The 12,454-nt window shown below is 72.0% G+C and carries 14 protein-coding genes; all 14 read left to right on the top strand.

Annotated features, from left to right (window positions below):
* Positions 1-291 precede the first annotated feature (291 nt).
* Positions 292-1,491, top strand: coding sequence for a hypothetical protein (locus tag FHS13_RS11515; RefSeq protein ID WP_184291371.1), 1,200 nt, complete (start codon positions 292-294; stop codon positions 1,489-1,491).
* Between the two features lie 137 nt (positions 1,492-1,628).
* Entirely contained in the window at positions 1,629-3,230 is a 1,602-nt protein-coding gene (ffh, locus tag FHS13_RS11520; RefSeq protein WP_184291373.1) for a signal recognition particle protein, read from the top strand.
* Positions 3,231-3,455: 225 nt separating this feature from the next.
* Positions 3,456-3,911: a 30S ribosomal protein S16 gene (gene rpsP / locus FHS13_RS11525; protein WP_184291375.1), complete on the top strand. Its 456-nt coding sequence runs from the start codon at positions 3,456-3,458 to the stop codon at positions 3,909-3,911.
* A gap of 1 nt (position 3,912) precedes the next feature.
* Positions 3,913-4,155: an RNA-binding protein gene (locus tag FHS13_RS11530; protein ID WP_073704564.1), complete on the top strand. Its 243-nt coding sequence runs from the start codon at positions 3,913-3,915 to the stop codon at positions 4,153-4,155.
* A gap of 143 nt (positions 4,156-4,298) precedes the next feature.
* Positions 4,299-4,811 (top strand): ribosome maturation factor RimM, encoded by a 513-nt coding sequence (gene rimM, locus FHS13_RS11535; RefSeq protein WP_184291377.1) that lies wholly within the window; start codon positions 4,299-4,301, stop codon positions 4,809-4,811.
* 10 nt (positions 4,812-4,821) lie between these two features.
* Positions 4,822-5,586 (top strand): tRNA (guanosine(37)-N1)-methyltransferase TrmD, encoded by a 765-nt coding sequence (trmD, locus tag FHS13_RS11540; protein WP_184291379.1) that lies wholly within the window; start codon positions 4,822-4,824, stop codon positions 5,584-5,586.
* A gap of 187 nt (positions 5,587-5,773) precedes the next feature.
* Complete coding sequence (rplS, locus tag FHS13_RS11545) at positions 5,774-6,133, top strand: 50S ribosomal protein L19 (protein ID WP_184291381.1); 360 nt, start codon at positions 5,774-5,776, stop codon at positions 6,131-6,133.
* Between the two features lie 61 nt (positions 6,134-6,194).
* Positions 6,195-7,058 (top strand): signal peptidase I, encoded by an 864-nt coding sequence (lepB, locus tag FHS13_RS11550; protein WP_184291383.1) that lies wholly within the window; start codon positions 6,195-6,197, stop codon positions 7,056-7,058.
* 113 nt (positions 7,059-7,171) lie between these two features.
* Positions 7,172-7,498, top strand: a complete 327-nt coding sequence (locus FHS13_RS11555; RefSeq protein WP_184291385.1) for a DUF2469 domain-containing protein — start codon at positions 7,172-7,174, stop codon at positions 7,496-7,498.
* A gap of 305 nt (positions 7,499-7,803) precedes the next feature.
* Positions 7,804-8,169: a YraN family protein gene (locus tag FHS13_RS11560; RefSeq protein WP_184291387.1), complete on the top strand. Its 366-nt coding sequence runs from the start codon at positions 7,804-7,806 to the stop codon at positions 8,167-8,169.
* The gene (locus FHS13_RS11565) at positions 8,169-9,689 is read left to right on the top strand and encodes a YifB family Mg chelatase-like AAA ATPase (RefSeq protein ID WP_184291389.1); all 1,521 of its coding nucleotides are present in this window, start codon (positions 8,169-8,171) and stop codon (positions 9,687-9,689) included. The genes FHS13_RS11560 and FHS13_RS11565 overlap by 1 nt, the downstream gene beginning before the upstream one ends.
* A 148-nt stretch (positions 9,690-9,837) precedes the next feature.
* A complete protein-coding gene (locus tag FHS13_RS11570; RefSeq protein WP_343064991.1) occupies positions 9,838-10,986 on the top strand; it encodes a DNA-processing protein DprA in 1,149 nt (382 codons plus the stop codon).
* Between the two features lie 226 nt (positions 10,987-11,212).
* On the top strand, positions 11,213-11,569 hold the full coding sequence (locus FHS13_RS11575) for a RidA family protein (protein ID WP_184291391.1): 357 nt from the start codon (positions 11,213-11,215) through the stop codon (positions 11,567-11,569).
* On the top strand, positions 11,566-12,441 hold the full coding sequence (locus tag FHS13_RS11580; RefSeq protein ID WP_184291393.1) for a tyrosine recombinase XerC: 876 nt from the start codon (positions 11,566-11,568) through the stop codon (positions 12,439-12,441). Before FHS13_RS11575 ends, FHS13_RS11580 begins: the two co-directional genes overlap by 4 nt.
* Positions 12,442-12,454 lie beyond the last annotated feature (13 nt).

Raw genomic sequence — 12,454 nt, forward strand, 5'->3', positions numbered from 1 at the left:
GGGGAACGGGCGCGGCCCCGGGGTCCGTCGGCCTTCGGCGGTGCTCCGATTCGGTACGCTTTGCACGCGGCTCGGCGGTGGAACCGCCAGGAGCACGGGGCGCGCGGTCTGCAGCGCACCCGGAGCACGGCCGGAGCGCGGGCCGACCCGCGGGGCGGCCGTTTCGGAACCCCGGGACGTGCCGCCGCATCACACGCGATGGACGGGAGGGCCGGTCGGGTCCGACCTGCCGCATCCCGGAAAACTCACGCTCGTTCGTACACGCCCCCCGCTGCGGGGCCAGGAGGCAAGATGGCGCCGGTTAGTCACTTCAGGGTTCGCAGGCGCGGGCGCGCGGCGTTCGCCGCGGCGGGCGCGGCCGCGGTGCTCGGCCTGGCCGGATGCTCCCTCGGGGACGGGCAGTCGGGCGGCGGCGAGGAGGAGCCCAGCGCCGAACCGGCCGAACCGGTCGCCGCCGCACCCCTGGTGGAGGAGGCCCTGGCCGGGCTCGCCGAGTACCAGGGGATCACCGCCACCGGCCAGATCGCCGAGAGCGTCGGCGGCGACGTGCGCGACGTCTCGCTCACCGTCTCCGACGGCGGCACGAGCAGCGGCACCATCCGCGCCGGGGGGGTGGGTGCCGAGCTGATCAGCGCCGACAACCGGATCTTCCTCCGTGCCGCGGAGGACTTCTGGCTCGACCAGAACATCTACGGCCCCGATTTCGACCAGTTCGACGGCAACTGGGTGCGGGCCTCGGCGTCCCAGACCGGGATCGAGCCGGGTGCGGTCCTGGCGCCGTCGGTGCTGGCCGAGATCCTCGGCGGACTGGAGCTGGAGTCGGACGAGGCCGTCGAGGAGAACCTGGACGGCACGCTGACCTACCGGATCGACCTGGCCGGCGAGCGCGACCAGATGTGGGTCAACGCCGAGACCGGGCAGCTCCAGCGCATCGCCGTCGAGCAGCTCGTCCCGCCGGAGGCCGAGAGCGGCCCGCAGGTGCGCCTGGACATCGCCGAGGCCGACACCACCGCCGTCGAGGAGCTCTACAGCGGTGTCGTCACCGCGACCGAGGAGGAGCTGACCTCCTCGCGCGACGCGCGCATCGAGGTGGCCTGGGACGGCCAGGCCGACATGTCGTGCGAGGACGGCCCGCACTGCACCTGGACCGGTACCGTGCACGACGCCACGGGCAGCGGGACCGGCACGGTGTACGTGCACATGAAGGTGACCTTCACCAACGACGAGATCGGCGAGCAGACCTGCGAGGACAGCGGTGAGCTGGAGGCCGGGGGAACGCTCCAGCTCTCGTGCGACGCCAACTACAACATCGTCAGCGAGACCCAGACGGAGTACACCGTCTCGGGCAGCTCCGTCCTGAGCACGCGCGGCCTGACCGGCGGCCAGCAGGAGAGCATGCTGGCCGCGCTCGGGGAGGAGCGCGAGGCCGTCCTCTCCGGCGAGAGCGGCCAGGAGAGCGAGGAGCCCTCCGAGGGGGAGAACGGCAACTGACCCTCTGGCCCGGGGCGGGGCGCGGAGTCCCGCCCCGGCGCGCCGGAGGTCCGCGGGCCGCCTCGTCCGACACGGCGAGGTGACGGCGGGCGGGTAGGCTAGGAAGCCAATTCCGAGACGAAGGACTGGCCACACTCGTGTTCGAGACGCTTTCCGACCGGCTGACATCGGTCTTCTCCTCGCTGCGGGGCAAGGGGCGGCTGTCCGAGGAGGACATCAACGCGACCGCGCGGGAGATCCGTCTCGCGCTGCTGGAGGCGGACGTCGCGCTGCCCGTGGTCCGCGAGTTCATCGCGCGGATCAAGGAACGGGCCCGCGGTGAGGAGGTCTCCAAGGCCCTCAACCCCGCGCAGCAGGTCATCAAGATCGTCAACGACGAACTCGTCGAGGTCCTGGGCGGTGAGACCCGGCAGATCCGCTACGCCAAGACACCTCCCACCGTCATCATGCTCGCGGGCCTGCAGGGCGCCGGCAAGACGACCCTGGCGGGCAAGCTCGCCAAGTGGCTCTCCGACCAGCGCAACACACCGCTGCTGGTCGCGGCCGACCTCCAGCGCCCCAACGCCGTCACCCAGCTCCAGGTGGTCGGTGAGCGGGCCGGCGCCTCCGTGTTCGCGCCCGAGCCCGGCAACGGCGTCGGCGACCCCGTCGAGGTCGCGAGCCTGTCGCTGGAGTACGCGCGGCGCAACAACCACAACGTCGTCATCATCGACACCGCCGGCCGCCTCGGTGTGGACACCGAGATGATGCGGCAGGCCGCCGACATCCGCGACGCCGTCCGGCCCGACGAGATCCTCTTCGTCGTCGACGCGATGATCGGTCAGGACGCGGTCAACACCGCCCAGGCCTTCCTCGAGGGGGTCGGCTACGACGCGGTCGCCCTCACCAAGCTCGACGGCGACGCGCGCGGCGGTGCGGCGCTGTCCATCCGGCACATCACCGGCCGGCCGATCATGTTCGCGTCCACGGGCGAGAAGCTCGAGGACTTCGACCTGTTCCACCCGGACCGGATGGCCTCGCGCATCCTGGACATGGGTGACGTGCTCACGCTGATCGAGCAGGCGCAGCGCACGTTCGACGAGGCCGAGGTCCAGAAGATGGCCTCGACCATGGCCTCGGACGAGGACTTCACGCTCGACGACTTCCTGCAGCAGATGCAGATGGTCCGCAAGCTCGGCCCGATCGGCAACCTGCTCGGCATGATGCCCGGCATGGGGCAGATGCGGGAGCAGATCGAGAGCATCGACGACAAGGACCTGGACCGCATCCAGGCCATCATCCAGTCGATGACCCCGGCCGAGCGGGCCAACCCCAAGATGATCAACGGCTCGCGCCGACTGCGGATCGCCAACGGTTCGGGCATGCAGGTCAGCGACGTCAACGGGCTGGTCACGCGTTTCTTCGAGGCGCAGAAGATGATGCGCAAGATGAAGAGCGGCGGATTCCCGGGCATGCCGGGGATGGGCGGGGCACCCGGCGCCGCGGGCGGACGCAAGAAGGCCCAGGCCAAGAAGGGCAAGAAGGGCAAGCAGCGCAGCGGCAACCCGATGAAGGCCCGCCAGCAGGAGGCCGAGCGCGCCGCCGAGCGCCGGCGGCGCCAGGAGGAGGGCGGCCAGCCGCAGCTGCCGCCGGGCCTGGGCGGCGGTGCTCCCGGTCAGCCGACCCTGCCGCCCGGACTCGGTGGCCCGGGAATGCCCAACATGCCGGACCTGTCCAACTTCAAACTGCCCAAGAAGTAGGGACGAGGGCCGCTCCGTGACGTCCGGGGCGGCCCTTTCCCGCTGTCACACGCCGGTGTGGTGGACAAGGAAGTTGCCGATGTCTGGCACAATGAGAAGTCGACTAACGGTGCCGAGCCGGCCCTCTAACTAGCTCGTCACCCACGTCTGCTCCGGTGCGCTCCGCACCCCACGCGGTCCCGTCACCGGGCGCCTAACACCGTTCATCGGGAGAAGACCACTCCAGTGGCTGTCAAACTGAAGCTCAAGCGTATGGGCAAGATCCGTACGCCCCAGTACCGCATCATCGTCGCCGACGCCCGCACCAAGCGTGACGGCAAGGCGATCGAGGAGATCGGCAAGTACCACCCCAAGGAGCACCCGAGCCTCATCGAGGTCGACTCCGAGCGGGTCCAGTACTGGCTCGGCGTGGGCGCCCAGCCCTCCGACGCGGTCAAGGTCCTCCTGCGCAAGACGGGCGACTGGCAGAAGTTCAAGGGCCTGCCCGCCCCGGCTCCGCTCCAGGTCGCCGAGCCCAAGGACCCGGAGGCCAAGGAGGCCGCGTTCCAGGCCGCTCTGAAGGAGCTCGTGCTCCCGGGCGGCGAGAACAAGGGCAAGGCCAAGAAGTCCGAGAAGAAGGCGGAGAAGGCGGAGAAGCCCGCTGAGACCGCCGAGGCCGAGAAGTCCGAGGGCGAGGCCTGACGTGCTGGAAGAGGCGCTTGAGCACCTCGTGAAGGGGATCGTTGCGAACTCCGACGACGTCCAGGTGAGAGCCAAGAGGCTCCGCAAGGGCAAAGTCCTGGAGGTCCGGGTGCACCCCGACGACCTGGGCAAGGTGATCGGTCGCAACGGCCGCACCGCCAAGGCGCTGCGGACCGTGATCGGTTCTCTCGCCGGAGGCAGGTACGTCCGGGTGGACCTGCTGGACCTGCACGAAGTGCGCTGACGCGCCTCTCGGGGCGCCGACCGTCCGGTCGGCGCCCCACACCCGTGCCCGGGGTCCCCAGGGTGTCGTCACCGAACACGCCCCGGGCCCCGGGCATGGTCTTTCCCGTTCCCCGAGGAACGGACGGCAAGGACGGAGTTCCCATGCGACTCGTGGTGGGCAGGATCGGCCGCGCCCACGGTATCCGCGGCGACGTCGCCGTCGACGTGCGTACCGACGACCCGGCGGAGAGGTTCGCCGTCGGATCGGTGCTGGCCACCGACCCGGCCCCGACCGGACCGCTGACCGTCGCCGCGACCAAGGTGCACAGCGGCAAGCTCCTGGTGCGCTTCGAGGGGATCGCGGACCGCGACGCGGCCGAGGAGCTGCGGGGCACCCTGCTGCTCGTCGACTCCGAGGACCTCCCCCCGATCGACGACCCCGACGAGTTCCACGACCACGAGCTCATCGGCCTGGCCGCGGTCACCACCGGCGGCGAGGCCGTCGGCACCGTCGACAACGTGCTCCACCACGCGCAGGACCTGCTGGTGGTGGCCACCCCCGACGGGCGGGAGCTGCTCGTGCCCTTCGTGGCCGCTCTGGTCCCCGAGGTCGACACCGCCGGCGGACGGATCGTGCTGGACCCCCCGCCCGGCCTGCTCGACCTCGCGGACTGAAGGGCGAGCCGTGCGCATCGACATCATCAGCATCTTCCCCGACTACTTCGCGCCCCTGGAGCTGTCCCTCATCGGCAAGGCGCGCGCCGCCGGCCTGCTCGACGTGCGCGTCCACGACCTGCGCGCGTGGACCCACGACCGGCACAACACGGTGGACGACACCCCCTACGGCGGCGGCCCCGGCATGGTGATGAAGCCCGAGCCGTGGGGCGAGGCGCTGGACGAGGTCGTGGGGCAGGCCCCCGCGCGACTCGTCCTCCCCACCCCGAGCGGACGCCGGTTCGGACAGGCCGACGCCGAGCGCCTGGCGGAGGAGGAGCACCTGGTCTTCGGGTGCGGACGCTACGAGGGCATCGACTCCCGGGTGGCGGTCGACGCCGCGCGCCGGATGCCGGTCGAGGAGCTCAGCATCGGCGACTACGTGCTCAACGGCGGCGAGTCGGCGACCCTGGTCATGGTCGAGGCCATCACCCGGCTGCTGCCCGGGGTGCTGGGCAACAAGGAGTCGGCCGTACAGGACTCCTTCGCCTCCGGCGGCATGGAGAACCTGGTGGAGGGGCCGGTGTACACCAAGCCGTCGGTGTGGCGCGGACAGGAGGTGCCGCCGGTGCTGCTGTCGGGCAACCACGGCGCGGTGGACCGCTGGCGGCGCGACCAGGCGCTGCGCAAGACCGCGCGCAACCGGCCCGACCTCGTGGCGGCCACGCCGGAAGAGGCCCTGGACCGGCGCGACCGGGAGGTCCTGGCCGAGGAAGGCGTTCGGGCCGCCGACTGAGATGTGGCAAACTGGGTGGGATCCCCCCTGGTGACCCCTAGGCATCCGCATGCCGGCGGCACGACGTCGGCCTCTGTGTCGGTCACCCGGGCGGTTCGAGAGTACAGACCCATGAGGGCCCTCGCCCGCGCACCCCTTTCCGTCGAGAGCGGGAACAGGACGCGGCGCGCTATCGATGAGGATTCAGATGCACACCGCCATTCAGGAGCTGGAGAAGGCCCAGCTGCGTTCCGACGTCCCGGAGTTCCGCCCCGGTGACACCCTCAACGTCCACGTCCGCGTGACGGAGGGCAACCGTACCCGTGTCCAGGTCTTCAAGGGCGTCGTCATCCGCCGCCAGGGCGCGGGCAACCGCGAGACCTTCACCATCCGCAAGGTGAGCTACGGCGTGGGCGTGGAGCGGACCTTCCCGATCCACACTCCGGCGGTCGAGAAGTACGAGGTCGTCGCCCGCGGTCGCGTGCGTCGCGCCAAGCTGTACTACCTGCGTGAGCTGCGCGGGAAGGCCGCCCGCATCCGCGAGCGCCGCGAGCCTGCCGCTCAGTAGCCCTCTCTTTGCTCTCCGAAGCAGGCCTGTCCCTCGACGCGGCGGTATAAGCTTCGGCACGATGAGCGATGACGAGAGCGGTCCCGGCACGGACGGGGCCCGAGACGAGGCCTCCACCCGTTCCGGTTCGGAGAAGCAGGACTCCGCCACTGGCTCCCGTGTCCCCGGGGACACGGGAGCCAGCGGTGTCTCCGAACCCGGGAGCCAGGAGGCCGGGGAGAGAGCGGACACCGGGATGAGCAAGGAAAAGCAGGGGTCGTTCTGGAAGGAACTGCCCATCCTGATCGTGATCGCCCTGGTGCTGGCGTTCGTGATCAGGACCTGGGTGATGCAGGCCTTCTACATCCCCTCCACCTCGATGGAGAACACCCTGCTCGTCGGCGACAAGGTGCTCGTCAACAAGGTCGTCTACCAGATACGCGACATCGAGCGCGGCGAGGTGATCGTCTTCAACGGAGGCGGTTCGTGGGACGACCCGAACACGGTCCAGATCCCCGAGCCGACCAACCCGCTCTCGCGCGGGTTCACGTGGGTGCAGCAGCAGTTGGGCGCGGCGCCCACGGGCAAGGAGTACATCAAGCGGGTGATCGGTCTGCCCGGCGACGTGGTGGAGTGCTGCGACGAGCAGATGCGGGTCACGGTCAACGGTGTTCCGCTGGAGGAAGAGGACTACCTGTACCCGGGAAGTGTGGCGAGCCACGCGGAGTTCGGCCCGATCGAGGTGCCGGAGGGGCACCTGTGGCTGCTGGGTGACAACCGGGCGATCTCCTCCGACTCCCGGCTCAACCAGGACAACCCGGGGGGAGGCGCGGTACCGATCGACCACGTGGTGGGGCGCGCGTTCGTGATCATCTGGCCCCTCGAGCAGGTCGGCGGCCTGGGCATCCCCGAGACCTTCGCCAGGATCGAGGAACAGGCGGGGTGAGCCGGGGCGCAGGCCGGCCGAGACAGATTCGTTCCCCCCGGTACGCGAGGCCGTTCCGTGACGCATGATGGAGCGACCGCGACCGGACAGTGCTGACGAAAGGGAGCGCGTGGATGAGTTCTGAGGACCTGGAGAAGTACGAGGCCGAGATGGAGCTCCAGCTCTATCGCGAGTACCGGGACGTCGTCGGGCTGTTCAGCTACGTCGTGGAGACCGAGCGGCGGTTCTACCTGACCAACCACGTCGATCTGCAGCCGCGCTCCACGGACAACGGAGAGATGTACTTCGAAGTCGTGATGGAGGACGCCTGGGTGTGGGACATGTACCGCCCCGCCAGGTTCGTCCGCAACGTCCGCGTGGTGACCTTCAAGGACGTCAACGTCGAGGAGATCACCAAGGCGGACCTGGAACTGCCCCCCTCCGAGGGCGGCCGCTCCTAAAGGTCTGTTGTGTGGACCGTCTCGGGCTGCACGGCCGCCAGGCGCCCCTTGCGGCGTCGGAGAGCTTGCGAGGCCCGCCGGGGCCGAGCCGCGCTCCCCGCCTCGCGAGGGAACGCCTGGTCGGCCGTTCGCCGGGGCATCGGCTCCGCCGATACGGCGAGAGCGTCCACACAACACGGCCTGGACGCGTCCGGCAGGCACCCGCCCTGCCGGGCGGGGCCCGTCCGCCGGGTTTTCCACAGGAGAATCTGCCCTCTGGCGGAGTCATCCCCGATCACCGAACGTGGTAACGGGAGGTGGTCGCCTTGGATCGGTGGGCCGAGTACCGGAGGGACCTGGGCAGGCGCGGCGAGGATCTGGCCGCGGTGTTCCTGGAGCGGGCGGGTATGCGGGTGGTGGACCGCAACTGGCGGATCCCCGCGGGAGAGATCGACATCGTGGCGAGGGACGGGGCCGTCCTCGTCGTGGCCGAGGTCAAGACGCGCACCTCGCTGCGCCACGGGCACCCGGTGGAGGCCGTCCACCCTCGCCGCAGGCGCAGGCTGCGGCACCTGGGGAGGGCCTGGGCGGCGAGTCGGCGCGTGCCCGCCCGCCCCCTGCGGGTCGACGGGATAGGCGTACTGCTCAGCGGCGGCCGCGTGTTCGTGTCCCACGAGCGGGGCATGTCGTGATGACACTCGCCCGGACCCGCTGCATCACCCTGCTGGGGGTCCAGGGGCACATCGTCGAGGTGGAGGTCCACCTGGGCGGCGGTGACCCGGGGGTGACCCTGGTGGGTCTGCCCGACGCCGCCCTGAGAGAGGCCCGCGACCGCATACGCGCCGCCGTGGTCAACAGCGGGGAGGCCTGGCCCAGCGGGCAGATCACCATCAGCCTGTCCCCGGCGAGCCTGCCCAAGTCGGGCAGCCTGTTCGACCTGGCCATCGCTGCGGCCGTGCTGGCCGCCGCGAGCGCGGTGCCGCAGGACCGGCTGGAGGGCACCGTCCTCATCGCGGAACTGGGCCTGGACGGCCGGGCCCGACCAGTGCGGGGCGTGCTGCCTGCGGTGGTGGCCGCCCGCGAGCACGAGTACTCGCGGTTCGTCGTGGCGCACGGCAACGCGGCCGAGGCCCGGCTCGTCCCCGAGACCGAGGTCGTCGCGGTGGACAGCCTGGAGGAGGTGTGCGCGTGGCTGCGCGAGGGGGTGCTCCCCGAGGAACCGCCTCCCGCGGTCCCCCCGCCGCGCCGACCCGCGCGGCAGGGCCCCGATCTCGCCGACGTCCTGGGACAGCCGGTGGCCCGCCGAGCGGTGGAGATCGCCGCCGCGGGCGGACACAACCTGCTGATGCTGGGCTCCCCCGGCACAGGGAAGAGCCTGCTCGCCGAACGCCTGCCCACGGTGCTGCCCGGGCTGAGCCCGGCCGAGGCGCTGGAGGCCACCGCGATCCACTCGGTGGCGGGTCTGCTGCCCCAGGGGTCGCCCCTGGTCACGGTGCCGCCGTTCGCCGCTCCGCACCACACCTCGACCCGGGCGGCGATCATCGGAGGCGGCAGCGGATATCCGAGCCCGGGCTGGGCGTCCAAGGCGCACACAGGGGTGCTCTTCGTCGACGAGGCCCCCCAATTCGGCAGGGGGGTGCTCGACTCCCTGCGCGAACCCCTCGAACGCGGCGAGGTGGTCCTGGCCCGCGCCACCTCCACGGTCACCTTCCCGGCCCGCTTCCAGCTGGTGATGGCGGCCAACCCGTGTCCCTGCGCCAAGCCCGGCACCCTGTGCACCTGTCCGGCGGGGGAGCGGCGCCGCTACTTCTCCCGTATCTCGGGACCGCTGCTGGACCGCATCGACCTCAAGGTGGAGCTGCAGCAGGTCAGCCGCGCCGAGCTCCTCGCCGACCGCGCCTTCGCCGAGTCCTCCGAGGTGGTCGCCGCCCGCGTCGCCGCGGCCAGGGCCCGTGCCGCGCGGCGGCTGGAGGGCACACCGTGGACCACCAACGCCCAGGTCCCCGGCTCCTACCTGCGCCGTGAGTTCCCGGTGGAGCCCAAGGCCCTGCAGGTCCTGGGCCGTGCCATGGACCTCGGACAGATCAGCGCACGCGGCGTCGACCGCGCCCTCCGGGTGGCCTGGACCCTTGCCGACCTGGCCGCACACGACCGGCCGGGAGAGGAGGAGACGGCCTGTGCCTTCGCGCTCTGGTCCGGCCGCGCCTGGTGACCCCCGCAGGGACGGGTCGGAGCGGACGGACCGCGTTCGAGGAGGGGACAGCGGCAGGGTGGCGAGGCGTGCGGGTGCGGCGGGCGGTCGTCCGGCGGACGAGGAGGAATGCGGTGACGGGGAGGAATGCGGTGACGGGGAGGACTCGGTGACAAGGGATGCCGATGCCCGGGCGCGGGCGTGTCTGACGGCGGTGGCGCCGCCGGGGGACCTGTGGTTGGGGGCGATGCTCGCCGAACACGGGGCGGCGGAGGTGTGGGCAGCGATCGCGGCAGGGGCGGCGCCGCCCGCCGTGCCGTGCGAGGAGGACGGGCGACCAGGACCGCAGGCACGGGAGACGCTGCTGCGGCGGTGGCGCCGGTGGAGCGCCGCCGCGGCGCAGGTGGACGCCGAGCAGCTCCTGTCGGCCTCGGCGGCGGCCGGTATTCGGTTCGTGGTGCCCGGCGACCCGGAGTGGCCGGGGCGGCTGGAGGAGCTGGGGATGCCGGGCAGCCGGCGCACGTACGGGCTGTGGGTGCGGGGCGCCGGTGACCTGCGCAATCTGTGTCTGCGCTCGGTGGCCGTGGTGGGGGCGCGCGCGTGCACCTCCTACGGGGCGCACGTGGCGGCGGAGATGTCCTACGAGCTGGCCGAGCGCTCTGTCGTGGTCGTGTCCGGAGGAGCGTACGGGATCGACGGTGCGGCACACCGGGCGGCGCACTCGGCGGGGAGCACGGTGGTGGTGCTCGCCTGCGGGCTCGACGTCGACTATCCGCGCGGGCACGCGGGGATGTTCGCCGACATCGCCCGCACCGGCGTCCTGGTCGGCGAGCGTCCGCTGGGAGCGACCCCGCACGCGAGGGACTTCCTGGTGCGCAACCGCCTGATCGCGGCGCTCACCCCGGGCACGGTGGTGGTCGAGGCGGGTCGGCGCAGCGGTGCCCTCAACACCGCGTCGCACGCCGCCGAGCTCCACCGGGTGCTGATGGCGGTTCCCGGGCCGGTGACGTCGGCGATGTCGGCGGGCTGCCACATGCTGCTCCGCGACTGGAACGCGGGCTGTGTCACCTGCGCGGACGACGTGATGGCCCAGATCGGCCCCATGGGTGACCTTCCCGAGGGGCCGGTGCGGACGTCGGCGGCGCTCGCGCCGGAGCACGCCCGGGTGCTCGGGGCGGTCTCCGGCTCGGGGACGGGCCCCGCGGTGATCGCCGCTGCCTGCGGGGAGGGGCTGGACACCACGATGCGCATCCTCGGCATGCTCGCCGCCTCGGGTCTGGTCGAACGCTGCCCTGCCGGCTGGCGCCTCGTCCGCTGAGCGCCGGACGCGGTGTCGCGGGGCCGGGGCCCGTACCGCGCGGCTCCGCAGGTGCGGTGCTCCCTGTCCTCGGGCCCCTCGGGGAGTGCCGCTGCCGGGCGGAGCCGGGCCCGTTCCGGTACGGGTGTCCGTGCGGTGCTCCTCCGTCGGCGGCGCTGCTTCCCCAGCAGGGCAGGAAGGTACAGAAGGGACGGTAGAGGAACGGGACCGCGGGTACTGTTCCGCCATGGCCAGTCTCTCCAGTGACGCCCTCCTCGCGGACGGTCCGTTGCTCTTCGTCTCGGGGCAGACCCCGCGGGGCCCGGAGGGCGAGGTCGCCGTGGACGTCGGCGGCCAGACCCGGCAGTCCCTCGCCAATGTCGAGACCGTTCTGGCCCGGCACGACGCCGGCCTCGAACACCTGGTCAAGCTCACCTGCTATCTGCGGCACATCACCGACCTGGACGAGTTCCGCACCGCCCTGACCTCCGCTCTGCCCCAGGAGCACCGCCCGGCCGCGACACTGGTGGAGGTGAGCGCCCTGGTCGACCCCACGTTCCTCGTGGAGATCGACGCGATCGCCTGCCTGCCCAGGCGCGGATGAGCGTGCTGGACGGCTTCGCGGCGTACCTGTCCGGGGAACTGGGACGCTCCCCGCACACCGTACGCGGCTACCTGGCCGACCTCCGCTCGCTCCTGTCCCATCTGGAGGAACGCGGTCTGGGTCCGGAGGACGTCGACGTCCCCGCGGTGCGCGGCTGGCTGTCGCACTCACGCGACGCGGGCGCCGGCCGTGCCACACTCGCCCGCAGGGTGGCCGCCGTCCGGGCGTTCACCCGCTACCTGCACCGCGAAGGCGTGCTGGCCGCCGACCCGGGCCCCCGCCTGGCCGCTCCGGCCCAGCGGCGTTCGCTGCCCACGGTCCTCGGCGAGGAACAGGCCGCCGCCGCGCTGTCCCACCGGTCCGAGGACTCCCCCGTCGGTCTGCGCCGCCGTGCCGTGGTGGAGCTGCTCTACGCCACCGGTGTCCGTGTGGCCGAACTGTGCGCCCTGGACCTGTCCGACGTCGACCGGTCCCGCGAGACCGTGCGTGTCCTGGGCAAGGGCGGCAAGGAGCGCACCGTTCCCGTCGGCCGCCCCGCGCTGGAGGCCCTCGACGCGTGGCTCTCCGGCGGCCGCCCCGAGCTGGCCGGGCCGTCGAGCGCGGACGCGCTCCTGCTCGGGGTCCGCGGCGGACGGCTGGGTGTGCGCGGGGCGCGCGAGGACGTCCACGCCCACTTCCGGGCCGCCGGAATCGACGCGGCCCCCCACGACCTGCGGCACAGCGCCGCCACCCATCTGCTCAACGGCGGCGCCGATCTGCGCAGCGTCCAGGAGTTCCTGGGGCACGCCGGCCCGCGCAGCACCCAGATCTACACGCACGTCTCGGTCGACCGTCTCCGCGACAGCTACCGCCGCGCCCACCCCCGCGCCTGACCGGACCGCGACC

Origin of the sequence: Nocardiopsis algeriensis (genome assembly GCF_014203695.1) — a bacterium.
Lineage (GTDB): Bacteria > Actinomycetota > Actinomycetes > Streptosporangiales > Streptosporangiaceae > Nocardiopsis > Nocardiopsis algeriensis.

What these genes read in the sequence shown, in the direction of transcription:
- FHS13_RS11515 (WP_184291371.1), top strand. Translation starts at nt 292, where the DNA reads ATGGCGCCGGTTAGTCACTTCAGGGTTCGCAGGCGCGGGCGCGCGGCG.
- rimM (WP_184291377.1), top strand. Translation starts at nt 4,299, where the DNA reads ATGCGACTCGTGGTGGGCAGGATCGGCCGCGCCCACGGTATCCGCGGC.
- rplS (WP_184291381.1), top strand. Translation starts at nt 5,774, where the DNA reads ATGCACACCGCCATTCAGGAGCTGGAGAAGGCCCAGCTGCGTTCCGAC.
- lepB (WP_184291383.1), top strand. Translation starts at nt 6,195, where the DNA reads ATGAGCGATGACGAGAGCGGTCCCGGCACGGACGGGGCCCGAGACGAG.
- FHS13_RS11555 (WP_184291385.1), top strand. Translation starts at nt 7,172, where the DNA reads ATGAGTTCTGAGGACCTGGAGAAGTACGAGGCCGAGATGGAGCTCCAG.
- FHS13_RS11565 (WP_184291389.1), top strand. Translation starts at nt 8,169, where the DNA reads ATGACACTCGCCCGGACCCGCTGCATCACCCTGCTGGGGGTCCAGGGG.
- FHS13_RS11575 (WP_184291391.1), top strand. Translation starts at nt 11,213, where the DNA reads ATGGCCAGTCTCTCCAGTGACGCCCTCCTCGCGGACGGTCCGTTGCTC.
- FHS13_RS11580 (WP_184291393.1), top strand. Translation starts at nt 11,566, where the DNA reads ATGAGCGTGCTGGACGGCTTCGCGGCGTACCTGTCCGGGGAACTGGGA.